This window comes from Micromonospora sp. NPDC047707, assembly GCF_040704235.1.
In the GTDB taxonomy this organism is placed as follows: Bacteria; Actinomycetota; Actinomycetes; order Mycobacteriales; family Micromonosporaceae; genus Micromonospora.
The window spans coordinates 16,244-41,810 of sequence record NZ_JBEYSU010000033.1 but is presented as its reverse complement, the minus strand read 5'-3'; the positions used below and the strand labels follow the sequence as shown (position 1 = coordinate 41,810).

At 70.2% G+C, this 25,567-nt stretch carries 26 protein-coding genes; 16 read left to right on the top strand and 10 right to left on the bottom strand.

What is annotated here, in order from left to right; genetic code table 11:
* Position 1: 1 nt before the first annotated feature.
* Complete coding sequence (locus tag AB0873_RS26255; protein ID WP_366602917.1) at positions 2–553, bottom strand: CYTH domain-containing protein; 552 nt, start codon at positions 551–553, stop codon at positions 2–4.
* A 337-nt stretch (positions 554–890) separates the two neighbouring features.
* On the opposite strand from AB0873_RS26255, the gene AB0873_RS26250 reads away from it, so the two are divergent.
* The 9 genes from AB0873_RS26250 to AB0873_RS26210 are packed head-to-tail and all read left to right on the top strand — an operon-like array spanning position 891 to position 7,847.
* Positions 891–1,643, top strand: coding sequence for a dTMP kinase (locus AB0873_RS26250; protein WP_366602915.1), 753 nt, complete (start codon positions 891–893; stop codon positions 1,641–1,643).
* Complete coding sequence (gene queD, locus AB0873_RS26245) at positions 1,640–2,029, top strand: 6-carboxytetrahydropterin synthase QueD (protein WP_366602914.1); 390 nt, start codon at positions 1,640–1,642, stop codon at positions 2,027–2,029. The genes AB0873_RS26250 and queD overlap by 4 nt, the downstream gene beginning before the upstream one ends.
* On the top strand, positions 2,026–2,742 hold the full coding sequence (locus tag AB0873_RS26240) for a 7-carboxy-7-deazaguanine synthase QueE (protein WP_366602912.1): 717 nt from the start codon (positions 2,026–2,028) through the stop codon (positions 2,740–2,742). The genes queD and AB0873_RS26240 overlap by 4 nt, the downstream gene beginning before the upstream one ends.
* 22 nt (positions 2,743–2,764) lie before the next feature.
* A complete protein-coding gene (locus AB0873_RS26235; RefSeq protein WP_366602910.1) occupies positions 2,765–3,664 on the top strand; it encodes a PfkB family carbohydrate kinase in 900 nt (299 codons plus the stop codon).
* A gap of 2 nt (positions 3,665–3,666) precedes the next feature.
* A complete protein-coding gene (gene tmk, locus AB0873_RS26230) occupies positions 3,667–4,287 on the top strand; it encodes a dTMP kinase (protein WP_366602908.1) in 621 nt (206 codons plus the stop codon).
* Positions 4,284–5,669 carry an FAD-dependent protein gene (locus AB0873_RS26225; protein ID WP_366602906.1) on the top strand — a complete coding sequence of 462 codons (1,386 nt, stop codon included), beginning with the start codon at positions 4,284–4,286 and terminating at the stop codon, positions 5,667–5,669. The genes tmk and AB0873_RS26225 overlap by 4 nt, the downstream gene beginning before the upstream one ends.
* Positions 5,666–6,607: a hypothetical protein gene (locus AB0873_RS26220; RefSeq protein WP_366602905.1), complete on the top strand. Its 942-nt coding sequence runs from the start codon at positions 5,666–5,668 to the stop codon at positions 6,605–6,607. Before AB0873_RS26225 ends, AB0873_RS26220 begins: the two co-directional genes overlap by 4 nt.
* Complete coding sequence (locus AB0873_RS26215) at positions 6,604–7,458, top strand: hypothetical protein (RefSeq protein ID WP_366602903.1); 855 nt, start codon at positions 6,604–6,606, stop codon at positions 7,456–7,458. The genes AB0873_RS26220 and AB0873_RS26215 overlap by 4 nt, the downstream gene beginning before the upstream one ends.
* On the top strand, positions 7,449–7,847 hold the full coding sequence (locus AB0873_RS26210) for a hypothetical protein (RefSeq protein ID WP_366602902.1): 399 nt from the start codon (positions 7,449–7,451) through the stop codon (positions 7,845–7,847). The genes AB0873_RS26215 and AB0873_RS26210 overlap by 10 nt, the downstream gene beginning before the upstream one ends.
* A 5-nt stretch (positions 7,848–7,852) precedes the next feature.
* On the opposite strand, the gene AB0873_RS26205 is transcribed toward AB0873_RS26210, so the two are convergent.
* Positions 7,853–8,341, bottom strand: coding sequence for an NUDIX hydrolase (locus tag AB0873_RS26205; protein ID WP_366602900.1), 489 nt, complete (start codon positions 8,339–8,341; stop codon positions 7,853–7,855).
* Positions 8,342–8,487: 146 nt separating this feature from the next.
* On the opposite strand from AB0873_RS26205, the gene AB0873_RS26200 reads away from it, so the two are divergent.
* Genes AB0873_RS26200 through AB0873_RS26185 form a run of 4 tightly spaced genes read left to right on the top strand, consistent with a single transcriptional unit; the run spans position 8,488 to position 12,334 of the window.
* Positions 8,488–9,714 carry a hypothetical protein gene (locus AB0873_RS26200; RefSeq protein WP_366602898.1) on the top strand — a complete coding sequence of 409 codons (1,227 nt, stop codon included), beginning with the start codon at positions 8,488–8,490 and terminating at the stop codon, positions 9,712–9,714.
* On the top strand, positions 9,704–10,279 hold the full coding sequence (gene folE, locus AB0873_RS26195; RefSeq protein ID WP_366602897.1) for a GTP cyclohydrolase I: 576 nt from the start codon (positions 9,704–9,706) through the stop codon (positions 10,277–10,279). Before AB0873_RS26200 ends, folE begins: the two co-directional genes overlap by 11 nt.
* A gap of 59 nt (positions 10,280–10,338) precedes the next feature.
* Positions 10,339–11,331: a pyridoxal-phosphate dependent enzyme gene (locus tag AB0873_RS26190; protein ID WP_366602895.1), complete on the top strand. Its 993-nt coding sequence runs from the start codon at positions 10,339–10,341 to the stop codon at positions 11,329–11,331.
* On the top strand, positions 11,321–12,334 hold the full coding sequence (locus tag AB0873_RS26185; RefSeq protein ID WP_366602893.1) for an ornithine cyclodeaminase: 1,014 nt from the start codon (positions 11,321–11,323) through the stop codon (positions 12,332–12,334). Before AB0873_RS26190 ends, AB0873_RS26185 begins: the two co-directional genes overlap by 11 nt.
* Before the next feature lie 75 nt (positions 12,335–12,409).
* Here AB0873_RS26185 and AB0873_RS26180 read toward each other — a convergent pair whose 3' ends face one another.
* Both AB0873_RS26180 and AB0873_RS26175 read right to left on the bottom strand, forming a co-directional pair.
* Positions 12,410–13,075, bottom strand: a complete 666-nt coding sequence (locus tag AB0873_RS26180) for a 2'-5' RNA ligase family protein (RefSeq protein ID WP_366602892.1) — start codon at positions 13,073–13,075, stop codon at positions 12,410–12,412.
* Positions 13,072–14,427 carry a helix-turn-helix transcriptional regulator gene (locus AB0873_RS26175; protein WP_366602890.1) on the bottom strand — a complete coding sequence of 452 codons (1,356 nt, stop codon included), beginning with the start codon at positions 14,425–14,427 and terminating at the stop codon, positions 13,072–13,074. The genes AB0873_RS26180 and AB0873_RS26175 overlap by 4 nt, the downstream gene beginning before the upstream one ends.
* Positions 14,428–14,726: 299 nt before the next feature.
* Between AB0873_RS26175 and AB0873_RS26170 the strand changes: the two genes are divergently transcribed.
* A complete protein-coding gene (locus AB0873_RS26170) occupies positions 14,727–15,200 on the top strand; it encodes an NUDIX domain-containing protein (protein ID WP_366602888.1) in 474 nt (157 codons plus the stop codon).
* Between the two features lie 126 nt (positions 15,201–15,326).
* The gene (locus AB0873_RS26165; protein ID WP_366602886.1) at positions 15,327–17,303 is read left to right on the top strand and encodes an ABC transporter ATP-binding protein; all 1,977 of its coding nucleotides are present in this window, start codon (positions 15,327–15,329) and stop codon (positions 17,301–17,303) included.
* Positions 17,304–17,715: 412 nt separating this feature from the next.
* On the opposite strand, the gene AB0873_RS26160 is transcribed toward AB0873_RS26165, so the two are convergent.
* Genes AB0873_RS26160 through AB0873_RS26150 form a run of 3 tightly spaced genes read right to left on the bottom strand, consistent with a single transcriptional unit; the run spans position 17,716 to position 19,745 of the window.
* Positions 17,716–18,627, bottom strand: a complete 912-nt coding sequence (locus AB0873_RS26160; protein ID WP_366602885.1) for an NADP-dependent oxidoreductase — start codon at positions 18,625–18,627, stop codon at positions 17,716–17,718.
* A 24-nt stretch (positions 18,628–18,651) separates the two neighbouring features.
* The gene (locus tag AB0873_RS26155; RefSeq protein WP_366602883.1) at positions 18,652–19,218 is read right to left on the bottom strand and encodes an NAD(P)H-dependent oxidoreductase; all 567 of its coding nucleotides are present in this window, start codon (positions 19,216–19,218) and stop codon (positions 18,652–18,654) included.
* A complete protein-coding gene (locus tag AB0873_RS26150; protein ID WP_366602881.1) occupies positions 19,215–19,745 on the bottom strand; it encodes a MarR family transcriptional regulator in 531 nt (176 codons plus the stop codon). The genes AB0873_RS26155 and AB0873_RS26150 overlap by 4 nt, the downstream gene beginning before the upstream one ends.
* A 54-nt stretch (positions 19,746–19,799) precedes the next feature.
* Here AB0873_RS26150 and AB0873_RS26145 point away from each other — a divergent pair, with 54 nt between their 5' ends.
* Positions 19,800–21,221, top strand: a complete 1,422-nt coding sequence (locus tag AB0873_RS26145; protein ID WP_366602879.1) for an MDR family MFS transporter — start codon at positions 19,800–19,802, stop codon at positions 21,219–21,221.
* 265 nt (positions 21,222–21,486) lie between these two features.
* Here AB0873_RS26145 and AB0873_RS26140 read toward each other — a convergent pair whose 3' ends face one another.
* The 3 genes from AB0873_RS26140 to AB0873_RS26130 are packed head-to-tail and all read right to left on the bottom strand — an operon-like array spanning position 21,487 to position 25,540.
* Entirely contained in the window at positions 21,487–24,039 is a 2,553-nt protein-coding gene (locus tag AB0873_RS26140) for a hypothetical protein (RefSeq protein WP_366602877.1), read from the bottom strand.
* Positions 24,036–24,395 (bottom strand): helix-turn-helix transcriptional regulator, encoded by a 360-nt coding sequence (locus AB0873_RS26135; RefSeq protein ID WP_366602876.1) that lies wholly within the window; start codon positions 24,393–24,395, stop codon positions 24,036–24,038. The genes AB0873_RS26140 and AB0873_RS26135 overlap by 4 nt, the downstream gene beginning before the upstream one ends.
* Positions 24,392–25,540 carry a tyrosine-type recombinase/integrase gene (locus AB0873_RS26130; RefSeq protein ID WP_366602958.1) on the bottom strand — a complete coding sequence of 383 codons (1,149 nt, stop codon included), beginning with the start codon at positions 25,538–25,540 and terminating at the stop codon, positions 24,392–24,394. The genes AB0873_RS26135 and AB0873_RS26130 overlap by 4 nt, the downstream gene beginning before the upstream one ends.
* Positions 25,541–25,567 lie beyond the last annotated feature (27 nt).

Genomic DNA, 25,567 nt, shown 5'->3' with positions numbered 1-25,567 from the left:
CCTACACGGACGGCTCCGGCGCTTTGGCGGCTCGAAGCAGGGAATCGTAGGTTTGCGTGACACGCTCGACCGCAACCCCCAGCGCCATGACCTGCTTGTGCAGTCGCTCCTGCGTCGTTGCGCCAGCCTCGTCCTCCCGAGCCATGGTCTCCAGTTCCAGAAAGGTCCCCAGCCCGTCGACGACGTCCACGCAGATGGTTACCGCACCCCAGGCGCCGACTCTGCGGGTCTTGGTGATCCGCACGGTCGGCGTGAAGCCGATACTCAGCAGCGCGTCGTGCATCTGCCCTCGGTCGGCGACAACTGTCTCGTGCTCCAGGCAGGCCAGCTCGTTGTTCATAGGCCGCTTCACGGTGAATACGTGCCGGCCGGCCTGCGTACGCAGCCGCGCGAAGGGAACGCCCCGCTTGGACATCCCATACCGCCAGGAAGAGGGTGCGTACGCCTGATCGTCTTGGCGTACCGGCTCGGACAGCGCGATGCCTTGGTCAGCGAGTGCCGCGAGTAACGCAGGCTCGTCCCTGACCAGGTACTTGACCTCAACCTCTTGCACCGTGGCAGCCTATACATCCCCTGGTGGGGCGGGCCCTCGCCGCCAGGCGGACCGTACCCAACCTGGGCAGTGTTGGGCTGGAGTCAGTGCTGGTCATCCGATTGTCGGCGGATTGTCGGAGCCGACTGGCAGGGCTTACCGACATCGACGAGCACTTGGTGGACTCACCTCAAGAGTCGTGCGCGGCCGGCTGTTCCCAACGGTGGCCGTGGGTCCGCCAGGGGCATCCATCCTCAACGCATCGCCAGGGACGCCGTGGGCGCCCGCAGCGGGCTCGAACGAGACCCGCGTCGACAGCTGGGGCGGCGATGCCGTTGAGAGAAGGAGAGCGCTTGTCATGGGCTTGCCTCAAGCGTTGGCCGGGCAGGAGATCGCCGGAAACTGCGGGCGGTTCATCTGCATCGAGGGGATCGACGGTGCCGGCAAGACAACCGCTGTTGGCCGTGTCGTCGAGGCGTTGCGGCGGCGTGGGATCCCAGCCGTGGTCTTCGACAAGAAGAGCACGCAGTTCGGCTCGGACTACGTGCGTCGCCATGCCCGCGAGCTACGGGCGTTGATCTGGGAGCACCCCGCCGACGACCCGTACCTCGAATTGGGCGACATGCACTGGGTGTACCTGCAAGCCGCCTGGTACTCGGCCGCGGCGCACTGTGCGGTCCGGCCGATGCTCGAGGCCGGGCAGGTGGTGGTGACGGACACCTGGACCTACAAGTTCCTGGCAAAGCTGGCGATGCGCCCGGATGTGGACCTTGCGGCGGCGGCTGCGGTGTTCGATGGACTGCCGCAGCCGGACCTTGTCGTCCGTCTGGACCTTGACCCTGTGACGGCGGCAGCTCGCAAGGCGACATTCGGTATCAGTGAGGCGGGCAACCACGAGGGCGACGTGGCGCTGACCCGGGAGGCATTCGTCGGCTACCAGCGGCGCTTGGCCGAGGTGCTCGACGCGTGGACGGACCAGCACGGTTGGACGCCTCTGGACGTCAATGGCATGTCGCCGCAGGACGTCGGTGAAGCGGTCACCGAGCTGGTCGTGGCCACTCTTGATGGGCGGCGTTCAAGGTCGGCATCTGTTGGCACGGCTGGTCGGTGATCGGCGTGTATCGCATTGGCAAGCGGTTTTCCTTCGACGCCTCGCACCGGCTGCCGGGCTTGCCTGAGGGGCACAAGTGCGGTCGCTTGCATGGGCACACCTACACAGTCGAGGTGGTGTTGGAAGGCGACTCGCTCACCGGGCCGGGTTTCGTGACCGACTTCGGTGATCTGGCCCCGTTCGGCCAGTACATCAACGATCACCTCGATCATCGGCACCTCAACGACGTCCTGGGCGACATCGCACCCACGAGTGAGCGGCTGGCATGGCACCTCGCGCGGTGGCTTGAGGACAACTTGGCTGGTTCGCTGGGTGGTCGGCTTGCTGTCGTCCGAGTGTCCGAGACGCCCAGCAGCTGGGCCGAGTACGTCCTGGACCTGACGTGAGCACGGTGCTTTCGCCGATGTCGGACCGGCGGCTGCTGCTGGCAGACGTGTTCGGCCCGACGTTTCAGGGCGAAGGCCCGTCGACCGGGCAGCAGGCGATGTTCGTCCGACTCTCCCGATGTAATCTGCGCTGTCCTGGCTGCGACACCCCCTACACGTGGGACACCCGCCGCTACGACCTGCGGGAACATACGGTCGCCGCATCCGTCGAGGCCGTCACGGCGCAGGTGCTCGCCGCACCGCCAGCCTTGGTGGTGATCACAGGCGGGGAGCCGCTGCTGCAACAGCCCACGGTGACCGCGTTGGCTGAGCGGCTCGTCGCCGCCGGGCGCCGGGTGGAGATCGAAACCAACGGCACGATCGCCCCAAGCTCCGCGCTGACCGCCGTGGTGGACCGGTTCAACGTCTCGCCGAAGCTGCCGTCGTTCGCCGCCGACGGTGACCGGCCAATCAACGGCGCCGCGCTGGCTGCGTTCGTGGCGACGGGACGGGCGGTGTTCAAGTTCGTCGTCACAGGGCCGGGCGACTTCGACGCGGTCGGCGACCTTGCTGAGCGGTACGGGTTGGCGCCGGTGTGGGTCATGCCGGAGGGCACTCGTTCCGGGCGGCTCGTGGCAGACCTTCGCACGATGGCGGACGAGACGCTGCGGCGTGGGTGGAACCTAACTGGTCGACTGCATGTGCTGCTGTGGGAGGACACCCGTGGACGCTGACCTGGGCACACCCCGGCTGGTCGTGGTCGGCGGTGTCTCCGTCGACCAAATCAGCACACCGCTACGGCGCGGGGTGCAGGTCCTCGGTGGCGGCGGGCTCTACGCGGCGCTGGCCGCCGCCACCCGCACCACCGTCGGCCTGGTCGGGATCTGCAGCGACCACCCGCTGGCCGCGGGCCGGCCGTGGCGGCCCGCGGTCAGCGATGCAGGGCTGGTCACCTTGCCTGGCCGTAGCCTCGCCTTCGACATCAGCTACGACGGGGACGGTCAGGCAACCTACCGCACCGACCGCGCCGCGGATGAGCAGTACCTGCATCCCGGACAGGTGCCGCCGCTCTACCGAGGCGCCGCCGGGTTTCACCTGTGCGCGCTGGGCGACCCGGTCACCCAGCTGCACTACGCGACAGCCCTGCGCGCGATGTCCGGCAACAAGCATGCTCGGATCAGCGCCGGCACGTTCCTGGCCCGTATCGCCGCCGACCGCAGCTGTGTGTTGCGGATGCTCGACGCCTGCGACGTGTTCGTGTGTTCCGCACCGGAAGCCACCACTCTCGCTGGCGTGACGCAGGTGGCTGACGCGCTCATGTGGCTCGCCGGGACGGTCGGCGGACCGGGGCGGGCGGTGGTGGTTACCGACGCGGCCAGGGGTTGCCACGTCGTCACAAGCGAGGCTGTGTACCGGATTCCGACGTTTCCTCGCCCTGCCGTGGATCCCACCGGCGCTGGCGAGGCGTTCGCCGGAGCGCTCGCGGCCTGCCTGGCCGAAGGTGACGAGCTAGTGAGCGCCGCTGGGTACGCGTGCGCGGTCGCGTCCCTTGTGGTGGAGGACTTCGGTCCGGCGGCGCTGCTGCACCCCGACCAGGGTGTGCTGGCCACGCGCGTGGCCGCCCTGTGCCGTTCCGTCGTCGAGGTAGGGAGCTGACGGTGGGACTGTTCGTAGCGGTGGAGGGCATCGACCACAGCGGCAAGACGACCCTCGCCGAGAGCCTGTACCGGACGTTGACCGGCCGGGGTGTCGCCGTCGGACGGCACAAGGAGCCCACCAGCGCACCGATCGGGAGTCTGCTGCGGAGTCTCGCGGTCGAGGAGCCCGCCTGCCCGGCCGCGTTGGCGTTGTTGTCGGCCGCCGACCGGCACCACCAGCAGCCAACGTTGCGGGCACTGCTGCGTGAGGCGCAGGTCGTGATCTCCGATCGGTACTACCTGTCCGGGCTGGCGTACCACCACGCCGACGGGATCGGTCCCGCCTTCTACGCCGCCTGCGCGGCCGGCGTGCGGATGCCGGACGTGTACTTGTACCTCGATGTGCCGGTGCCGGTGGCGGCGAGCCGCGTGGACCGGCCGCCGGACAGCCGCTGGGAGACGGCGGAGTTCACCAGCCGCCTACCGGGCGCCTACCACACCTGTCTCGCCCTGCTGCGCGGCCAGGGAGCCGACGTCGTCGTTCTCGATGCGCAGCAGCCTGCCCCAGCCGTCTTGGCCGCCGCGTTGGCGGCGGTCGATGACCGGTTGTCCGCCCCCACGTCGAGAGGCAACGCCGCATGACAACCCTGCGCTGCACCGCCCTGATTCTCGGTTCCGGCCCGGCGGGACTGTTCGCCGCCGACGCTCTGCTGCGCGCCGGTGTCACTGACATCGTGATCGCCGAGCGGGGCCGGCCGATGACGCGGCGGGCCTGCCCGCCCGGCCCGGGCTGCGAGTGCCGCACCTGCCCTGTGCTGGAGGGGGAAGGCGGGGCGGGTTCCTTCTCCGACGGAAAGATCACCCTGTCCGCGGTGCGCGGCACGCACTCCCAACGCCTGTTCACCGACGTCCAGGCGGAACAGCTCGACATCATCGCCGCGGCCGTTCGCCGCAACGTCAGCGACGCCGTCGACTACGCCCCCGTACCGGAACTGTCCGCCCTGGCCGGGCACGAGACACGGCTGCGCGGCGAGTCGTACCCGCTACTGCACGTGGGATCCGACGGCATCCGCGAGTTCGGCCACCGGTTCAGCGCCGAGCTCCAGGACCGCGGCGCGCGGCTGCTCACCGGCGTCGACGCCACCACGCTGCGCATCAGCGACGGCCAGGTCGTCGGAGTCGTCGGCCGCGACCGCTCTGGTCCGCTCACCATCGACGCCCCGGTGGTCGTCGCCGCGGTCGGTATGGTCGGCACACCCTGGTTGGAACAGCAGCTCACCGCCGCCGGCGTCACGCTGGAGACTGGGCCGGCGGACATCGGCATCCGACTGGAGACCTCGGCAGCCGCACTCGACCCGCTGATCGGCCAGTTCTACGACTTCAAGGCCCACCACACCAGCCCCGGCGGCATCGACGTGCGCAGCTTCTGCGTCAACGGCCACGGCTACATCGTCAACGAATTCCACCGCCCCCTGAACATCCGCGGCGTCAACGGCCACTCGTTCCTGCACCGGCGCAGCGACCTGTCCAACCTGGCGATCCTGGCCACCGTCACCGAGGCGTTCACCTCCGACCCGAAGGCGTACGTCCGGGACACTGCCCGCGCTATCACGGCCGCCACCGGCGGCTACCCGGTCCGGCAGGCCCTCGCCGGGTTCCTCCCTGACGGGGCGACCGGGCAGCCGCTCGGCGTTGCCGCGTCGAACCCGAAGACCCGCGCCGGTGACCTGCGCGCGGTGCTGCCGCCGCCGTTGTCTGACGCGTTCGCCAGCTACATCACGGCCCTCGGTGCCGCTCTGCCGCCGGTGCTCGCCCCGGACACCGTCCTGTACGCGCCGGAGATCAAGTACTACAACTACCGCGTCCCCATCGACCCGGCCACCTGGCAGAGCCGCGATATCGCCGGCCTGTACGTGGTGGGCAACGCCGCCGGCTACACCGCCAGCCTCTCGGCCGCCGCCCTCAGCGGCCTGATCGCCGGCCAAGCCATCGCCGACCAGGCACGGGTGGCGAGCCTGCGATGAGCGCCACCACCGAGTTCGACCTGCCGTTCGCCACGCCGCCGGACCTGGACGCCACCATGGACATTCAGATCCCGGCGCTGGCCTGGCGGCCCGATCCGGCAGGCGGCTACCGTCGGGTGCTACACCTCGGCGGCCACCCGATCGTCGTCACCGTCCGCGAGGCTGACGGCGGCCTGCGTGTCACCGCGAGTCACCCTCACAACGAGTTGCCTGGACTGCTGCGGCGGATGTTCCCGGTCCAGGTCGCCGATTTCGACCTCGGAACGAACCCCGTCTGGGCACAGTTGCAGGCCCGGTACGGCGGTGTGATCGTCATGTGGTCGCCGCCGTTCGAGGCGCTGGTCATCACCGTGCTGTCGCAGAACCGCACCGGCGAGATCGTCCGCCGCGTCTACCCGAATCTCGACCAGCTCTGCGGTGGTCTGACGCCGCAGAGCCTGGCCGCGCTAAACCGCGACGTGCTGCGCGCCGCCATCCGCTCCGCGGGGCCCTACAAGGCGGATCGACTGGGCGAGCTCGCCGCGCTGGTCGCCGTCGACGGCCTCGACCGGTTCGACGAGCTCATCATGCACGGCCCGACCGCCGACGCGCTGGCCTACCTTGAGGCCCTGCCCGGGGTGGCGCACAAGACCGCCGCCTGCGTGCTGGTGTTCTCCGCCCGCACCACCACGACCATGCCGGTCGACGTGCACCTGTTCCGCGTCGCCGACCGGCTCGGCCTGGCCCGCCACGACGGGAAACTCACCCCCAGCGTGCGCGACGCCGTGATCGCCCAGCTGCTCACCCACGGCGCCGACGTCGCGCTGGCGCACTTCGTGTTCCTGCTGGTCGGCCGGACCACCTGCACCGCCGGCCCGCCCGCCTGCACCGCCTGCTTCCTGCGCCGCGACTGCCGCCACGCCAGCAGCTCCCAACCGAACGAGGAGAACCAACGTTGATCGACGTCGCGGTCATCGCCAGTACGCCGCACCTGGCCGGCCTGTCCACGGCCGGCAGCATCGACATGGCGCTGACCCATCTCGTGCTCACCGAACCCGCTCAGGCCGCACACTTCGCCGCGCGCGCCCAGTCCGGGAGCCGGGTCGTGCTCGACAACAGCGCCTACGAGCTGGAAGAGACCACCGGTCAGGGTATGAGCGCCGAGGCAGTCCTACGCGCCGCGCACCTGATCAACCCGGCGGTCGTCATCTGCCACGACGTGCTCTACGACGGCCCCGCCACCGTCGAAGCCACCCGCCGGTTTCTGGCCGAGGCCGCGGACCTGGCCGAACCCGGCCGGTTCACGTACATGGCCGTGCCGCAGGGCTCCACCCGCCGCGCGTGGCTCGATTGCCACGCGCGGCTCGCCGACCTGCCCGGCGTCGACATGATCGGGCTGAGCAAGCTGTCCGTGCCCCGATGCTTCACCGGCCCGGTCGCCGAAGCCCGACTTGACTGCCTGGCCGCGCTTACCAGCGACGGCAACCCACCGCTACCGCTGCATCTGCTGGGCGGCGACCGATCCCTGATCTGGGAGCTACGCCAACACCACAAGCGCGGCTACGACACGTTCATCACCGGCAACGACTCGTCGTTCGCTTTCTGGTACGCCGCCCACGACCTGCCCGCCGACGCCCGCACCGGCAGAGCCGAGCGGCAAGCCCCGGACAAACCGAACCTGCACGACCATGTCCTCGACCCGGTGCAACTCGCCGCCGCCCACCGGCACGTCGCCCTGCTGCGCGACGCGGCCGGACTCCCACCCCTGCCCGCCGAGACGCCCACTGAGCAGGAGGCGGCATGGCGCTGACCCGCCACATCCACGTCACGACCCAGGTCGAAGGACTGCACCGGTGGCCGGACGCCGGCCCACCCGACGGCTACCTCGCCTCGCCCCACCGGCACCTGTTCGTCGCCTTCGTCGAGATCTCCGTCGAGCACGGCGACCGCGAGCTGGAGATCAACGCGGTCGCCCGCTGGCTCACCACCGTCCTCGGCTCGTTCGCTGATCCGCCCGACCGTCCGGACGGGCCGCTGGACTTCGGCACCCAGAGCTGCGAGCACCTCGCCGAAAGGCTCGTCGCAGCGATCACCGAGCGGTACGGCACTCACCGGCGGGTGCGCTGCACGGTGGCCGAGGACGGCATCCTCGGCGGTGGAGTTCAGTGGGACCCAGACCCGGCGGAGGCCGGCCAGTGAACCCCTCAGACCAGAGCACCCGCGGCTGCTGTCAGATGCCCACGCATCAGAATCCCATCCCGGCGCAGGCCCTCCTCAATGTCCCGCGCTGGGTAGCTGGCGACGCCGGCGTCATTGAGGATCTGCATCACCGTCGGGTGCGGCTGCACCTCATCCACCGATGCCTGCAACACCCCGTCCACGTGATGCCCGCCGGCGGTCACCCGCGTCGCGGTGCCGGCGCGGAACGCGAACATCACGAAGTGGTAAGAGCCGTCCTCGGCGCGGATCTCGTACACCCCGGTCGGCGTCAGCGAGCCCACCTCGAAGCCGGCCTCCTCCACCGTCTCCCGGCGGGCCGCGTCGTGCGCCGACTCCCCGAACTCCACCTTGCCACCCGGCAACAGCAGCCATCCCGCGTACGGGCCGCGCTGCTGCCGTACGAACACCACCTGCCCGGACGGGGTGGGGACGACCGCCAGCGCGGCGATGGTCGGCTTCGCAGTCACAATCACCCGTCCCCGGTACGGAGTCCAACGGCGCCCGCACCTCGCATCAGCGGTCAGCGACCGGGCGAGAGACGCCCGTGGCACCCTACCGCCGGTCTACTGCGCGCCCTCCACGACACGCCCCGGCGCTCCATGCAGAGAGGCGAGCCTCAATGACATATCCCGCCGCCGGCCAGGCGCTGCTGCTCATCGCGGACGCCGACCTGCTCCACCAGCCCCGGGCACTGCGGCCGGACGAGCCGATGACCGTGGTCACCGTGCCCACACCGCCGCAATCAGACACGCCGCACACCATCATTCCCAGCTTCAGCGGCAACCGACTCCTGCCGGTGCTCACCCGGACCCACGACGGAACCCGCCAGCACATCCAGCAGATCCCGGCCGACGCCCTGCTGACCGGTCTGCACCTCGGCCGCGCGCTCACCGATGCGCTGACCACGATCGGCGGGGCTGACCCGCGTGGCCACACACCGCTGTTCTGTGCCACCGCCCACCCAGACGGCTGGCACACCTACAGCCGGGTGCACCTGCGTCCCGACGCCGGCTGCTTTATCCGCACCTCCGCTACCCCCGCCGGTGATCCGACCGATGCCGTCGGCTGGATACGCGACGCGGTCACCCGCCATGGGGCGCACGCCGCGCAGCTCAACAGCCTCGACGGCGCCATCGCCCAAGCCCACATGGGCAAGGAAATCGAAACCAAGTTCACTCTGCGGCGCGACAGCCCCCTGTGGCCCCTCGCCGTCGATCTGCACGACCGGGTCGCCGCCGGAGCGCTACCCGAGATGGCACCCCGCTTCCGCGACCCCCTCGAAACGTGGGACTTCGCCAACACCCTCTTCGAGGTCCACGGGCCGGGCCCGCAGCGCGGCTACGTCTCGTTCCTCTATACCCGGCCCGGCATCTACCAGGTCAAACGCAAGAACTACGACACTGACGCCCTGGTCCGCCACGAGCACGTCGACATCGACGTCACCATCACCGAGCCCCTCGACCGCTACGTACGCGACACCCTCGGCCTTCTCGTGCGGCCCATGCCCGGCTTCCGCCGCATGCGCTACGACATCAAGTTCGAGTCGCTGCGCACCGGCCACCACTACGGCATCTTCGTCGACCGCTGTACCCTGCACGCCGACCCGACCGAAACACTCGTCCAGGTCGAGGTCGAATACCTCCGCAGCCGAAGCGTGCTGCCCCTGGACGAGCCCGCCGTCTTCACCGAAGTCGAGCGCATCACCGACTGGGTCGCCGGCATCCTCGCCGAGCACGCACTGCCCGCCCAGCTCGGCTACTACTCCAAGTTGTCCTTCCTCCGCGACGTCGTGGCACGGCGTCCGCACCTCCTGCCGCCGGTCGACAAGGACACCCATGACCAGTGACCCCAGCACGACCATCGCCCCGCCGGACCTCGAGTCCGCCCGGGACGCCGCCGCACAGTTTCTCAAGGCACTGGGGGTGGACATCGACGCCCCGGCCACCGCCAACACCCCGACCCGGATGGTCGCCGCCTACGCCGAACTGCTCGCCCCGCGCCCGTTCACCCTCACCACCTTCCCGAACGACGCCGCCTACGACCGCCTCGTCACCGTCCGAGCGATTCCGTTCCACAGCCTCTGCGAGCACCACATGCTGCCGTTCCGCGGCACCGCCGACGTCGCCTACCAGCCCACCGACAAGATCGTCGGGCTGTCGAAGCTGGCCCGGCTCGTCGAACACACCGCCAGACGCCCCCAGGTCCAGGAGCGTCTGACCCAGCAGATCGCCACATACCTCACCGAGCACCTCGCACCAGCCGGCGTCGGTGTCCTCGTCCGCGCCGAGCACCTGTGCATGACCTTGCGCGGCGCCCAGGCGCCGGGCGCCGAGACGATCACCACCGCGCTGCTCGGCACGGTCCGATCCGACGCGGCGCTGCGCGACGAGTTCCTGCACCCGGCCCGGTGAGCAGTGAGATGACGCGGGCAACATCGTGGCCATCACCGCGCAGCGCAGCCGCCGGTAATGTGACGACCCCGGTCGCGGTCCTGCAGGTGCCGATGCCGTCCCGGACCGTGCGGTTGCGCCTCAAGCTCGAAGCCGCGAACCGGTATGGCTCCGTCAAGGTCCGCACCGCCCAAGCCCTGCTCGACTCCCTCGTCGCCCGGGGCGCTCTCCGACCCGGCGGGCACGTCGTCGAGTCAACATCCGGGAACCTCGGCATCGCCCTCGCCGGCCTGTGCCGCGAGCGCGGCTACCGGTGCACCCTCATGGTCGACGCCGCCACACCCTCCTACAGCCTGACCGCGATGACCGAACTGGGCGCAGACGTCGTCACCGTCGACGCAGCCGACCCGATCCACCAGATCCACGCGCGCATCGACGCCGTCCGCGCCTTCCGGCTCGACCATCCCGACACCGCGTGGACCGACCAGTACAGCAACCCCGCCGGCCCGGCCGTCCACGCCGCCACCACCGGCCCCGAGCTCCTCGGCCCAGCCGCGCTCGGGCAACCCGACGCCGTCACCATCCCCGTATCGACCGGCGGCACACTGGCCGGTGTCATCGCGCACCTACGCGGGCATGCCCCCACCGTCCGCGTCGTCGCCGTCGACGCCGTCGGCTCGGCCGCAACCGGCAAACCACTCCGGCCGCGCCCCCGCAAGCTACCCGGCTTCGGCTCCGGTCTCGTCTCCCAGCTCATCCGCCCCGACGAGTGCGACCGCGTCATCCACGTAACCGACGACGACGCCGCACACGCCTGCCGCGTCATCCGAGCCCGCACCGGGCTATCCCTCGGCGGCTCAGCCGGCGCCGCCGTCACCGCCGCGACTCGGCTGGCCCTCGACGACCCCACCATCAGCGACATCGCCTGCCTCTGCCCCGACGGCGGCGACCGTTACGAAACCACCATCTACGCCGCTGCCGCCGAGCCACCAACGACAGTCAGCGACATCGGCGCCATTACCGCCCTCCACCACGCCGTACTACCGCAAGGAGGCGTCTTCCATGCCGCTTGATCCGCTGCTGTACCTCAGCGAGGCCGACGTCACGAAGCTGTGCCAGTCACTCGATCCGCTCGCCATCGTCGAGGACACCTTCCGCCGTGTCGCGCGGGGAACCGCAGGCGTCGCCGCCGAGGCCGCCCTGAGATGGACCGCACCAGACGGCACCGCCGCCCGCAGCCTCGTCCTACCAGCCAACTCCGGCAACACCCACGGCTGCAAGATCATCAACTCGTGCCTTGGCAACCTTGACCGCGGGCTTCCACGAGCCCACGGCCTGATCGTTCTGCACGACCATGCCACAGCGGCGCCGATCTGCATCATGGAAGGCGGGGTCATCAGCGCGCTACGCACGGCAGCGGTCTCCGCCATCGCCGTGCGGGCGCTGCGCGACCTGAGCGCAATCCGCACGATCGCCTTCCTTGGCTGCGGCCGGCAAGCCTCCACCCACCTCAACCTGCTAGTAGGCCTGTGCGTCAACCTCCGACACATTCTCGCTTTCGATCTGAACGTCGAGCGCGCGAACCGATTCGCCGATAACCACCGCAGCCAGGCAGGGATCCATGTCGCCGCCGATGCGGAAGCAGCGGTCCGAGACGCAGAGCTCGTCGTCGCGGTCACCACCACGACAACCCCATACGCGCAACTCGACTGGCTTCAGCCAGGAGCGACATTCCTCAACGTCTCACTCGACGACGCCACCGAGCCACTCCTGCTCGGCAGCGATCACCTCATCGTCGACGACTGGAACCTCGTGAGAAACGACCACCACCGCCTACTCGGCCGACTCGCCCAGGCAGGAAAGGTCGTAGGACCCACGGAACCAGCCACTGTCAACAGCCGCCACATCGATGCCGACCTAGCTACCGTCGTGTCAGGCCGCTATGAACGACCAGTTCACCCTCACCACCGCGCCGTGATCAACCCATTCGGCATGGGCGTCCACGACATCGCGATCGCCACTGAAATACGCGTCGCCGCAGTCCAATCAAATACTGGGAGCCTCTTGCCGCGATGATCCGTTCTCGGCGATCTCAACTGACCCACCGCCAACAAGGGCGCCGCCGCGTAGCCCCTTGACGACTGACCGCGTTCATCCGGCCAGGGGCACCGTCGCAACCGTTGTCCATCGGTAGGTGCGGTTCTCCCGTCGGAGCGCGATCAGCGGCATCTGCCTGATGTTCACCTTCGCCGGGGGCTGGTCACGGAGTTCGGCCAGCCGGGCGCGTATCGGTTCGGTTGGCGTTGGTGCGCCGCTGTAGGCGATGGTGACGTGCGGCCGGAATCCCTGCGCGGGCTCGGGGACGGTGGGCCACACCGCGCTGATGGCGTCCCGGATGGTGGCGCGGAGGTGTTCGACGCGGTCCCAGGGGCGGACGAGGAGGCCGATTCCTTCGGCGTCGGGGTCGACGGGGCCGAGGGACAGTTCCAGGGGTGGTAGGGCGCCGCAGCGTTGGCGGGCTTCGGCGACGATCGCCTCGATGTCGGCGTCGCTGACCTCGTCGGTGAAGCCGAGTCCTTGCATGGTTAGGTGCAGGCCGTCGAGTGGCACCAGGTCCAGCCCGGGCAGCGCCAGGTGGCGCTGTAGGTCGGTGACGAGGTGGTGGAGTTGGGGTTGGTGTTCGAAGGTGAGGTGCCAGGTGTAGAACTGGCGGTCGGCTCGCCAGCCGGGGCGCCAGTACCAGTGGTTGGTGAGTTCGGGCAGGTCCTGGTAGGCGGTCCAGCGCTGGTGCAGGTTGGCCAGTTCCCGGCTGCTCATGACGGCGATGGTAGAGCGGACGGTGTCGTGGCATCGACCTGTGTCCGGTCGGCGAGCATGTCGGCGACGTGTCGTAGCCGCGGGTGGCGAGCGAATGGCTGGGCGGCGGCGAGGAACTGGCGGGCGCGTTGGTGGACTGATTCGAAACGCTGCTGCGCGGTGAGGGTGAGCGCTTCGACCGCCAGCGTGGCTGCCTGCTCGGGGTCGGGGTCGTCGGCGTGCAGGTGCGCGGTGGCCAGGTCGAGACGGCACAGTGCTCGCGGACCAGCCAGCGCCGCCGCGTCGAAGGCGGTGATGGCGGTGGTGAGGTGGTCGGTGACGCCCGCAGTACTGCCGAGGGCCAGGTAGGCGGTTGCCGCGTTGGCCGCTGTCCTGGCCGGGCAGTACGGGCCAAGGGTCAGGCTCGCGCTGACCTCCGAACCAGATGGGTGGTCGGACAGCATCGTGAACGCGCGGTCGACGGCGCGGTCGACGCCGTAGCGGTCGCCGAGCCGGGCCAGTGCCCGTGCCTGGCCGTTGATCGTGAGGCGGAGGCGGTGCGGGCTGGCGCTGGCGCGGCGCAGGCCGTCCTGGGCGTAGGCCAGCGCGTCGTGGTAGTCGCCGGTGTAGAACGCGATGAGGCTCTGCGTCGCCCGAGCCCAGGCCTGCACGTCGGGCTGCTCGGCGGCATCGGCGAGGTCGAATGCTTCGGCGGCGTAGGCGTGCGCCACTCGGAACGCACGCAGGTCCAGGGCGAGAGCGCCGAGGAGTCCGGACAAGTGAGCGGCGGCGGTGTAGAGCCGGGCCCGTTGCGGTGGATGCTGCCGGCCCGCCATGAGCTGGTCGACGTAGACACGCAGTGGTCGCAAACGCGCCATCAGGACCGCCGGGGTGAGGCATTCGTTGTCCGCGATCGCCCGCCGCACCTCGTTCTCCAGGTACGCCAGGCGGGCGTCGTCGTCGGTGGCGGACTTCAATGCCAGCCGGCGGGCGTCGATGCTGTCCTCGCGTTCCCACAGAACAGAGCCACCATCCGCTCCAGGGGCGTCGGGGCTGGTGTGGGTGGGTGCCACCGGCCGGGACGTGGGTGTGGTCCCCTGGATCGCCGACAAGCGGCGTCGCCGCCGGTCCAGCTCGGCGATGCGGTCGTACTCGGCGGCAAGCACGCCCCCGGTCTGCAGCACTGTGTCGCAGCAGGACCAGAACGCGCGGTCGGGGTGCTGGTGGCCGGTCTCGGTGTTCGCCACCGAGCTGCGCCCGTACTGCACAAGCCGGGCGAAGCCGTGCTGCGTGTGACCGGCGGCCTTGCGCAACTGGGCGAGCCGACGGCCGAGCGCGCGGCGGGCGGTCTTGATCTCGTCGCTGTCGGCCATCGCTGCTAACCCCCGTTCACCTGCGGACGCTGCCGATCACGATGCGCGCACACCATAGCTGCGACCTGTGACATTCCCGACCGGCCGGAGCGCTGCCGAGCATCGGTGCAACCGACGGTCGCGCCGGGATCACGCGGCCCAGCGCGCCGTGTCATCGGGTGCTCATTGTCGAGATCGATGGCAGCCCACGGCCGGATCGCGATGTCAAAGTTTTGTCGGAGTTGGTGTCGGCATCTGCCGACAATGTCGGCGCACGGCGCTGCGGGCGTGTCGGGCGGCGGGCGTCCTACCGTCCCTGCATGCCCTCGAGACGCCTCGATTTCACCGCCGACCTGCCCCGTAAGCGGATGGCCGACGCGCTGCTGATCACCGACCCGAAACGGCGGGCTCTGCCGGCCTACAACGCGGAGTGGGAGATCCCGGACGGATGCATCGAGGCCGACGAGTCGCCGTATCAGGCGACGGTCCGGGGGTGCCGCGAGGAGCTCGGTCTGGACCTGTCACCGGGGCGGCTGCTCGTCGTGGACTGGGTGCCGGCCCACGGCCGCCGCACCGACGGCGTCATGCTCGTCTACGACGGACCGCGTCCTCGACGCGGTCCGGGCGGCACGCATTGTGTTCCCCCGGACGAGTTGCAGGGCTGGGCGTGGTCGGATCCGCCGCAGCCCGCCCAGCGACCACGGCCGCTGCTGGCGCGCCAGGTCGCTAAGGCCCTGAGCGCCCGCGCCGACGGTTCCGCCCGCTACCTCGAAGACGCCGTCCAGGTGACCTGACCTCGGATCGCCGGTGCCCCTCGCCCACCAAGGGAGACACCGGGCGACATCACCGGCAGAGCGGGCCGCCCGCCACCGACGCATCGCCGCCGCAGCCCAACCTGCTCTCTCTCGGGAGGTACCTTCATGCCCAGAACAGGCCACCCTGACCGCACGTCATCCCGTCCCGAGCCGACGCAACGGGATTCGGTGTTGCCGGAGTTGCGGGAGATGTGGTGGGAGACCGGCGTACGTGCGCGGGCGCAGGCCGGCCTGTTCGCCATCTTCTCCGAGCTGCCCCGCCTGGTCTGGGCCGCCCTCACCGTGAGCTGGCGCGCCGACCGCCTCCGCACAACCATCGTGGCGGCCACGACGGTGGGCGCGGGGGTGATGTCCGCGTTCGGACTCCTCGCCGCGCAGCGGGTGCTGGTGGAGCTGTTCGCCGGCGGGCCCACCGCCGACAAAGTGATCGCCGCGCTGCCCGCCCTGGTCGCCCTCGCGGCGGTGACCGCGCTGCGCGCCGGCATGGCCACCGCGATGGGGTACGCGCAGAACGGCCTCACCCCGAAGGTGGACCGCGAGGTGGAGCGCGGCCTGTTCGAGGTGACCACGGCGGTGCGGCTGGCGGCGTTCGACGCCGACGCGTTCGCCGACGACATGGAACGCGCCTCCCGCGGCGCGGACTCCACCACCGGCCTCGTCCAGGCGTCGATGAACCTGCTCGCCGGCCTCGCCGGCGTCCTCGCGGTCGCGGTCGCCGTCGTGGTCATCCACCCACTTCTGCTACTCGCGCTCCTTGTCGCTACCGTCCCGAACGGGTGGGCGTCCCTGCGGGCCGGGCACCTGCGCTACCAGACCTACGCCGCCGGATCGGTACGGCGGCGCCGGCTGTGGCTGCTGCACCGACTGATGGCCGAACGCGACTCCGCCTCCGAACTGCGCTCCTACGGCCTGCGCGGCTTCCTGCTCGACCAGTACGACCGGGTCATGAGCGTCGAAACCGCCATCCAACTCGCGCTCGCCCGGCGAGTCACCACGACCACCACCATCGGCGCGATGATCGGCGGAATCGCCACCGCCACCGTCTACGTCCTGCTCGGCCTGCTGCTCGTCGACGGGCAGATCCCCCTCGCCGCCGCCGCGACCTGCGTCATCGCCATCCAGTCCGCGCAACGCTCCCTGGCCGTGGTCACCTTCCAGATCGACCGCGTCTACACCGAGGGCCAGCACTTCCGCGACTACACCGGCTTCATGACCCGCGCCGCCGACTACCTACCGCCCGCCGCCACCCCGAACCTGCACACCGCACCGCTCGACCGGTTGCGCGAGGTGGCCGTCGACGCCGTCAGCCTGCACTACCCCGACCGCGACACCGCGGCTGTCGACCAGGTGAGCCTGACGATCGGTGCAGGACAGACCGTGGCGTTCGTCGGAGAGAACGGCTCCGGCAAGTCGACCCTCGCCACGATGATCTCCACCCTCCGTACCCCGACCAACGGGAGCATCCGCTACAACGGCCACGTTGCAGGCGACTGGGATACCGACGCGCTGCGAGCCCGGATCGCGGTCTTCACGCAGGAGTACCACAAGTGGCCGTTCACCGCCGCCACGAACATCGCCATCGGCGACATCAACACCACACCTTCGCAGGACTGCATCGAGGCAGCCGCCGCCCGCGCCGTCGCCCACGACATGATCATCGAACTACCCCACGGGTACGAGACGCTGCTCGACCGCACCTTCGCGGGCGGGCAGGACCTCTCCGGCGGGCAGTGGCAACGCATCACCGCCGCCCGCGGGTTCCTCCGCGACGCCGACCTGCTCATCATGGACGAACCGTCCTCCGCCCTCGACCCCCGCGCCGAGGACGCCCTCTTTCAGGCCATTCGCGACCGGCAGGGACGCGGCATCACCATCCTGATCACCCACCGGCTGGCCAACGTCCGCCACGCCGACCGCATCTTCGTCCTGCACCACGGCCGCCTCGTCGAGGCCGGCACCCACGACCAACTCATGACCGCCGGCGGCCGGTACGCCGAACTGTTCACCCTCCAAGCCGCCGGCTACGACACCACCCCGTCCACTTCCGCCGCCCCGCTGCCTCGACAGACCGCATCCGCCTGAAGGACCACACCATGGAAACGCCGAACACCAGGCAGCTCGTGCTACCTATTGGGAGAGTCGGATATCAGAAGGTGCGCAATGCTGCGGCTATCGGCGTACGGGCCGATGTGCACGGGTAGGTACAGGCGAACGTGCACAGCGTCGTGCAGGCGGACGACGCGACGACCGGGTGCCGTCCGATGCATCAACCTCCGCGAGCCGACCAGCGGACTCAGCGAGACTCACAGGAACGGGTCGGCGACCGTCATAACGATCCGTCACCAGCGACTCGGCATCGACCACGTGGCGCATCCGCTTCTGCTTGAGATGAGTGCGCGCCGGCTCCACACGATTAGGTTAGGCCGCCTGTCTGACCCGGCGGAGCAGACCATGCACCCTTCCACGTCGAACCCCGCGAAGGGTCAGTGACAGGTCACGGCATAGTCAGGACGACTTTGCCGCGGACGTGTCCGGTCTGGACCTCGCGATGCGCGTGGTGGGCTTCGGTCAGGGGGAACGTCGCGTGGATCGGGAGCTGCAGGCTGCCGCGCTCGTACAGCGTGACCAGTTCGCGCAAGGCCGCGGTCGATCGGCCGCCGACGCGTTGAATCCCGTATGTTTTCGCGGCTTCGGCGTCAACGAGGGTGCCGATCCGGTGGCGATCCGGCACGAGAGCAAGGGATGCGGTGATCGCTTCGCCGCCGATGGCATCGAGCGCGGCGTCGACTCCCGCCGGCGCGAGTGCGTGGACCCGTTCGATGAGGCCGTCTCCGTAGACGACCGGTGTCGCACCGAGCGAGCGGAGATAGTCGTGGTTGCGTTCGCTGGCGGTGCCGATGACCGTGGCACCCCAGAGGTGGGCTAGTTGTATGGCGATGGTGCCGACTCCGCCGGCGGCGGCGTGGATCAGCACGGTGTCGCCGGCCCGGACGGCGATCTGCCGCAGCGCCGTGTGCGCGGTCTGGCCGACGGCGGGGAGACCGGCGGCCACGGTCCACGGCATCGTGGCGGGCTTGCGTACGACGTCGGAGGCGTCGGCGACGACGTATTCGGCGTAGCACTGGCCCGTCGCCGACCCGAGGACCTGGTCGCCGGCCGCGAAGCCGGTCACCTCGTCGCCGATCTGGTCGATGACGCCGGCGTACTCGTTGCCGATGCGGGACGGGAAGTCGGCGGGCATGACGGCGGCGAAGTCGCCGCGGCGGAGTTTGGCGTCGACCGGGTTGACACCGGCGGCCTTGACCCGGACGCGAACCTGGCCAGCTGCGGGAGTGGGCGGGTCGATGTCGATGGGGTGCAGGACTTCCGGGTCGCCGTATTCGGCGAAGACGATCGCGATGGCCATGGGAATGCTCCTGGATTGTGCCGGTCAGTCGGGATACGGCTGTGCTGCGCGGGCGGTGTGCAACGCCCTTGCCCACCAGGCGAGCTGGTGCAGCATTGTGGCTGCGGCGGTGTTGGCGGCATGCGGGTCACGGAGCATTCCGTGGCTGTCGAACTGGTTGTGGGCCATGTGGAAGCTGACGGTGTCGCGGATGCTGACGGCGTGCAGCTCGGCGAAGACCTGCCGGAGCTGCTCGACGGCGCGCAGCCCGCCGGCGAGGCCGCCGTAGGAGACGAACCCGACGGGCTTGGCTCGCCATTCGGCGCGGACGGCGTCGATCGCGCGTTTGAGCGCCGCCGGGTAGCCGTGGTTGTACTCGGGCGTCACTATGACGAACGCGTCGGCGGCGTCGATCCGGGCGGTGTACGCCGCGACATGGGGGCTGTGTTCGAGACTGTCGGGCAGCTCGAGGTCGTACAGGTCGATGACGTCGAGCTTCAGGTCGTCGTGCTGCTGTGCCCGAGTGACGAACCAGCGGCCGACGGTTTCGCCGAACCGTCCGGTCCGGGTGCTGGCGATGATGACCGCAAGCTGCAGCGGCATGTCGCTCATCGGCTCGTCTCCTCGTGCTCGGTTGCGGCCGGCGAGCCTGGATAGGGTCCGCCGGCCGGCGGCAGCCCCTGCCGGATGTCGGTGAACAGTTGAGCAAGGTCGGCGCGCTGCTGGGCGGTGAGCCCGCCGAACGCCATCCGCTCCAGTTCGGACCAGATCTCGCGGATACGTGGGCACAGCTGCCGGCCTTTGCTCGTCAGGCTGACGACCATCGACCTCTTGTCGGTCTGTGACGCTGTCCGCGTGATCAGGTCGGCGCGCTCCATCGCCTGCAGGGTGTTGGTGACGGTGGACCGGTCGCGGCCGAGGAAGTAGACGATCTCCGACTGCGGTGTGCGCCCATGCTCCTGCAGGAACAGCAGGACCAGCTCTTGCGGGGCGACCAGGTCGATCTGCTGCAGCATCGCGGTCGCGATCGCGGCGTGTGCTCGCACGAGCTGCAGCATGAGCGAGGTCAACGGCGCCTCGGCCACGCTGATGCCGACGTGCGGCGGCCGGGTGCCGGCTGCGCCGGGTTCCGTGGTCATGATCTCACCTCATCCAACTTGTTGGCATGCCAAAAAAAGTAACATACTGCTGGCATGCCAACAAAATCCTACGGGTCCGCCGACACACAGCCGACTAGCGACCGGCTCGACCCGGCGCTGCTCCGCATCGCCGGGATCGTCCTGCTCGGCGCGGTCGCCGCGCTGCTGGACACGACCGTGGTCACCGTGGCGCTGGATCAGCTGGGCAAGGCGTTCTCAGCGCCGGTCTCCACCGTGCAGTGGGTGTCCACGGCGTACCTGCTGGCGATGGCGCTGGTCATCCCGCTCACCGGATGGTGCGTCGACCGCTTCGGTTCCCGCTGGACGTGGCTGGCTGTGCTGGCGCTGTTCTTGGCCAGCTCTGTGTTGTGCGGCGTCGCCTGGTCAGCGCCGAGCTTGATCGCCTTCCGCGTGGTGCAGGGCTTGGGCGCGGGCATGATCCTGCCGCTGACTCAGCTCATCCTGGCGCGGGCCGCCGGCGCACAGCGGTTCGGCCGAGTCATGGCGCTGGTCGCCGTCCCCGGCAACCTCATCCCCATTGTCGGACCGGTGCTCGGCGGGCTGCTGCTCGACGGTTTGTCCTGGCGATGGATCTTCCTGATCAACGTGCCCGTGTGCGTACCCGCTCTCGTGCTGGCCTGGCGGGCGCTGCCCGCCGACCCCGTCGACAGCGGCAGGCACCCGCTCGACGTGCTCGGCATCGCGCTGCTGTCACCGGCCGTGCTCGCCCTGGTCTATGGCCTCGCACAAGCCGGCGAGCAGTCCAGCTTCGTCACCGCCGGCACGACGGTCCCGGTCGCGATCGGCCTCGGACTGCTCGCGGTATTCTCCGTGCACGCACTGCGCGCCAAAGCGCCCGTCATCGACCTGCGCGTGTTCCGATTTCGGTCGTTCCGCGCGTCCGCGGTGTTGATGTTGCTGACCGGCGCGGCGCTCTACGGCCCGATGTTTCTGCTGCCCCTCTACTACCAGCAGGCCCGCGGGTTCGACGCGCTCACGACCGGCCTCATGCTCGCCCCGCAAGGCATCGGCACTGCCGTCGCGTTGCCCATCGTGGGCCGGCTGGCTGACCGCGTCGGCCTCAGGCCGTTGGTGGCCGCCGGTGCGCTGATCACCACTGCCGGAACCCTCCCCTACACGCTGCTGCCCACCGAGCCGAACGACCTGCTCCTCAGCGCGTCGTTGCTCTTGCGCGGCATCGGCATGGCGGCCGTCGGCATCCCGGCGATGGCAGCCGTCTACCAACAACTCCCGCCCACCGCGATCCCGAGAGCCACGAGCACGGTCAACGTCATCCAGCGCATCGGCGCATCCTTGGGAACCGCCGTGATAGCCGTCATCCTCCAACAACAGATCAGCCACGGCCCAGGCGGCGCTCACGCCTACGCGAACACCTTCTGGTGGACCGTCGGGTTCGCGCTCCTGCTGCTGCCCTGCGCCTCCCTCCTGCCCGCACGAAAGCGGATACAGCCGTAGCGCGAAGCGATGCACCAGCATCGGTGTCGTCAGGCACGAGGACAGATCTACATCTGCCCATGGCCTTTGGCGGTCTCTGGGCGGGACCGAACAGACAACGCGCGCACGTCTGCCGCGATGTGCGCGGCGACTCGGGGCTGCGTTCGGTCCGGCCCGGTAGCGCGTGCTGCGGCGGGGCCGGGGCCACCGCACAGGTGCGGCGAGCCGGCGGCTGCGGCGGCCGACCGCTGCTGATTCATCGCTCCGGCCGGGGCTTCAGTCGGGTTCACCGCAGGTCGGGTCTGGAGGAGTGTCGCTCGGGTGCTGTGCGGGTAGTGACGGCTGCGGCGTAGCGGGGTCGGGTGTTGCCGGCTTCCTGGGTCCAGTTCGTCGCGGTCTGTAGGTGCAGGCCGAGGAGTTGGCTGAGCACTGCGGCGGGTAGCTGCCCGGCGAGGTCCATGAGGGTGGTGTTGCGGCTCACGCGGGCGGGGACGCCGAGGCGTCGTAGCCGCGCGCCGAGTTGTTGCGCGCTGAGCGGCTGGCCTGGTGCGGCACCGGGGAACAGCCAGCGGTTCGCCGCGGTGCGGCCCACGGCGGTGTGCCCGGCACGGCGGCCGACGAGCTCGGCCACCAGGTGGTCCAGGGGCGGCGGGAGCCGGATGGGTGTGCTGCCCAGGCGCAGGTGCGTGCCGTCGGGGGTGGCCTCGACGTGCTCGACGGTGAGGGCGGCGATGCGGCTGACGGGTTGGGCGTGCAGGAGCACGAGGAGCCCGGCGACCCGATCGACCGCGTGGAGGTCGTTGTCGTGGAGCAGCCGCCGCGCAAGTTGCCAGCGTTGATCGCGTTGCGGCAGGACTCGCCGGTGCGTGGTGCTCGATCGTGCGGGCAGGTTGATGTCGTGCGCGTGGCGGCGGCGCACGGCCCAGCTGACGAACGCGCTGGCGTTGTGGCGGCTGCTGGGGCCGCTGGTGAGCCAGTCGTCGACATCGGCTTGCCGGGCGGTGGCGATGCTCGTGCCGTTTGTGCGCAGCCAGGCCAGGAACGCGATGGCGGCGGCCAGATCGCCGCGTGCCGCGCTGATCTGGCCGTAGCCGGTTGGCCGGCCGGGTGTGGAGAGCTGCCGGAGCCGGCGCAGGTGGTGCCAGGTGGCGAAGCGGCGCACGAGCCGACGGTCGTTGACGTCGGCGATGGCGGCGGTCGCGGTGTCGATCCAGCGCTCGAGCAGGACGAGGTGCTCGTCTCGGGCCGGAAGGGCGCCGCGGGCCACCAACAGCGCGCGGAGCCGGTCAGCGGCCTTCGTCGGGCGCAGCCGGTCCAGGGTCATGTGCTGTAGCGGACCGGCCTGTTCGGCGAGGGCGGCCAGCAGGGCTCGGGGTGTGGGGGCCTGCAGCCACTTGAGCACGGCCGCCGGGTTGTCGTCGCCGGCCAACACGTCGAGCACCGTTGTAGCGGCCGGACGCAGGGTGCCGTCGGCGGCGGTGAGCAGCTCGCGCAGCATTCCGGGGCAGGCGCATGCCGCGCACAGTCCGAAGTGGTGCAGCCAGGTGACGGTGCCGCAGCGTTGGCAGGGGTGCGTGGCGGCGGGGTCGCGGCGCCAGCAGGTTCCGCAGACCGGGCCGTACGGTGGGCGGCCCACCACCGGCCGGACCCGGTGACAGCGGACGCACCGCTCGCGGGGTCCGGCGCAGCGTTGGCACAGCGGCTGCCCCTGTGCCGTGCGGGCGAAGACGACTCGGGTGACGCCGCAGCGCTGGCAGGAAGCGGTGTTCAACCGCTTGACGCAGGTCTCGCAGCGCGGGCTCGGCCCGCTGGCGCCGTGGCAGGGACGACGGCGTCCGCAGACCGAGCAGGTCGCGACAGGTGCCCGCCAGCAGGCCCGGCAGCAGCGTTCACCGCTGTCGGTCGGAACCAGCCGGGCGTGCTGCCCGCACCGGGCGCAGATTTCGAAGTTCACCGGGTCGCGCTGGCCGCAGGCCTTGCACAACGCTGCGCCGTCCGCCGTCCGCTCAGCCACAGGTCTGGACTGCCCGCACTGCGTGCACGGCTGCGACCTGCTCGCCTCGTAACAGCGCTTGCAGCAGCGCAGCCCGTCGCGGCGGAACCGGATCTTGGCTGACTGCTGACAGAACGGGCAGGCCGGCGGGGCGACGCCGGTGGCGCCGGCCGCGATCAACACCTCGGCCAGCAGAACCAGGTGATGCGAGCCGTGCGCGGCGTTGTCAGCCAGCATGGTCGGACGGGCGGCGAGGTCCGCGGCGACCGTACGGTGCTGGTGCGGCCGCGGCAACGCTGCGAGGATCAGCTCGCGCAACGCGGAGGGCGGCAGGCCCGTGCCGAGCCGGTCGAGGCCATCGACAAGCTCACCGAGGGGATCCGCGCCGCGCTGCTGCCGGGCGCACGCCGCACACAACGGCGCCCCGGCCCCGTCCCGGCCGTCCACCCGCCGTTCCCTCTGGCAGCGGGAGCACGCCTCCCGGCGCACGGCCGCCGCATTCGCGCACGGCGCGCAGACCAGCCGGTCCTCGATGCGACGCCGTAGCGGCCGCATCCGACGGCAGCGGGCGCACGACGCCGGCCGAACGTGACGCGCGCCAGCGGTGACCAGCGCGCCGATCAGCGCCTGCAACAGCCGGGGCCCGTCCGGCTCACCCGAGGTCAACAACCCCGGATCCGCGTGCAGCGCCCGGGCCAGGCGTCGCAGTTCGGCCCGCGTCGGCGCCACCTGGTCGATCACCGAGTCGATCGCGGCTGGATCCAGCAGCGGTTCCGCATCCGCGACGACCTCGATGAGGACGGCGCGGGGCTCGGTCAGAAACCGTGGTGGCGCCCCGGCTGTCACGGCTGGTTGGGCGTGACCCGAGCCCGCCGGGGCCGCAGCTCACCCACGCCTGCCTCAGCGCCGCGGCCACCGGCCGGCGTCCCGCCGCCCGCAGCTGCCTTGCGAGCCCGGCCGGATCCCGCAGCGGCGACCGGAACGATCAGATCGGTCATCTGGCAGCCGAGGATGTCCAGCAACGCCATCAACGTGCGCAGGCTCAACCGTTCCGGCTTCTCGACCACCAGGCGGTAGACCTGGCTCGCCGACAGGTCGATCCCCCGCTCGGTCAGCGGCCCGCGAAGGTCCGTGGTGGAGAACAGGCCCCGCTCGGCCATCACCTCCCGCAGCCGCCATCGGTAGTCCAGCTTCGCCGTCACCGCGCCGCCCCTTCCGCAGTCAACACCGGGTGCAACGCCCGGTCCATCATCGTGTTCATCGCCGCCGCGCTAATCTGCGTGTAGAGGCCTGTGGTCGAGGCGAACACGTGCCCGACCTGCTCCTGCACGAACTTCGGGTCCACCCCATCCTCGATCAGATGCGTCACGTACGAGTGCCGCAGGCAGTGCGGCGACAGGTCCCCGTCCAAGCCGAGGGCGTCACGGTAGGCGGCGAACCGCTCCTCGATCTCCCGTGGTCGCAACCGCCCGCCCCGCTCCGTCACCCACACCGCCGGATGCTCGGCCAACCCGAACCTGGGTCGGATGTTGACCACGTAGTCCTCCAGCGCCTCCACCGCCCAGGGCATCAAACTGGCCACCATCCGCCGCCTCGGCCCAGACCCGCGCGTGCCCTTGCCGTAACGCACGTGCACCATCCCGAACCGGCCCAACGCCGGCGCCTGCGGATTGCGGTAGAAGTCGGCCAGATCCAGCCGGGACACCTCCGTGCAGCGCAACCCCCATCCGTAGATCGTCTTCAACACCGTCGCGTCCCGGTACGCAGCCAGCGCCCCCTTGCGGCCCAGCCGCACCGCCCGCTCTACACGATCATCGGCATAGTCGAACAACCGCTGCACCTCGTCCCGCGTCAACGGCCGCCGGCCCGGACGGCCCTCGTACTCCACCAGATGCGCCGCGGTGTTCCACTCGTGGCACACCTGCGTCGGATGCGTACCGAACCGCTGCAGGCACTCCTGCGCCCACCCGTAGTACGGCGACACCAGATAGTCGCAGAACAGCCGCAACGCCCCCTGATACCCGCGGATCGTCGAGCGGGCCAGACGCCGCTCCGCCACCAGATGCGTCGTCCACTCGTCCACCAGCGCCGCGGTCCACCGCCACGGGTACTCATTCGTGAACGCCACGAACCCGTCGATGACCCGCTCGCGCGCTGTGATCGTCCGCCGATCCAGCCGCCGACCACCCAGCTGCTGCTTCGCCCACCCCGACAACATCGCCCGCAACACCGCGTCCTCCGGATGCAACAACCGCACCCCAGCAGCCAACTCCAGCCGTGCCGCACCATCCGGATGATCACCCACCCCTAGCCACGCACCCCTCCGCTCGATGCGTGAATCCTGCATCACATGCAATCTTCGCGGCAAACACGC

What these genes read in the sequence shown, in the direction of transcription:
- AB0873_RS26250 (WP_366602915.1), top strand. Translation starts at nt 891, where the DNA reads ATGGGCTTGCCTCAAGCGTTGGCCGGGCAGGAGATCGCCGGAAACTGC.
- AB0873_RS26225 (WP_366602906.1), top strand. Translation starts at nt 4,284, where the DNA reads ATGACAACCCTGCGCTGCACCGCCCTGATTCTCGGTTCCGGCCCGGCG.
- AB0873_RS26220 (WP_366602905.1), top strand. Translation starts at nt 5,666, where the DNA reads ATGAGCGCCACCACCGAGTTCGACCTGCCGTTCGCCACGCCGCCGGAC.
- AB0873_RS26210 (WP_366602902.1), top strand. Translation starts at nt 7,449, where the DNA reads ATGGCGCTGACCCGCCACATCCACGTCACGACCCAGGTCGAAGGACTG.
- AB0873_RS26200 (WP_366602898.1), top strand. Translation starts at nt 8,488, where the DNA reads ATGACATATCCCGCCGCCGGCCAGGCGCTGCTGCTCATCGCGGACGCC.
- folE (WP_366602897.1), top strand. Translation starts at nt 9,704, where the DNA reads ATGACCAGTGACCCCAGCACGACCATCGCCCCGCCGGACCTCGAGTCC.
- AB0873_RS26185 (WP_366602893.1), top strand. Translation starts at nt 11,321, where the DNA reads ATGCCGCTTGATCCGCTGCTGTACCTCAGCGAGGCCGACGTCACGAAG.
- AB0873_RS26180 (WP_366602892.1), bottom strand. Translation starts at nt 13,075, where the DNA reads ATGAGCAGCCGGGAACTGGCCAACCTGCACCAGCGCTGGACCGCCTAC.
- AB0873_RS26175 (WP_366602890.1), bottom strand. Translation starts at nt 14,427, where the DNA reads ATGGCCGACAGCGACGAGATCAAGACCGCCCGCCGCGCGCTCGGCCGT.
- AB0873_RS26170 (WP_366602888.1), top strand. Translation starts at nt 14,727, where the DNA reads ATGCCCTCGAGACGCCTCGATTTCACCGCCGACCTGCCCCGTAAGCGG.
- AB0873_RS26165 (WP_366602886.1), top strand. Translation starts at nt 15,327, where the DNA reads ATGCCCAGAACAGGCCACCCTGACCGCACGTCATCCCGTCCCGAGCCG.
- AB0873_RS26160 (WP_366602885.1), bottom strand. Translation starts at nt 18,627, where the DNA reads ATGGCCATCGCGATCGTCTTCGCCGAATACGGCGACCCGGAAGTCCTG.
- AB0873_RS26155 (WP_366602883.1), bottom strand. Translation starts at nt 19,218, where the DNA reads ATGAGCGACATGCCGCTGCAGCTTGCGGTCATCATCGCCAGCACCCGG.
- AB0873_RS26150 (WP_366602881.1), bottom strand. Translation starts at nt 19,745, where the DNA reads ATGACCACGGAACCCGGCGCAGCCGGCACCCGGCCGCCGCACGTCGGC.
- AB0873_RS26145 (WP_366602879.1), top strand. Translation starts at nt 19,800, where the DNA reads ATGCCAACAAAATCCTACGGGTCCGCCGACACACAGCCGACTAGCGAC.
- AB0873_RS26130 (WP_366602958.1), bottom strand. Translation starts at nt 25,540, where the DNA reads ATGCAGGATTCACGCATCGAGCGGAGGGGTGCGTGGCTAGGGGTGGGT.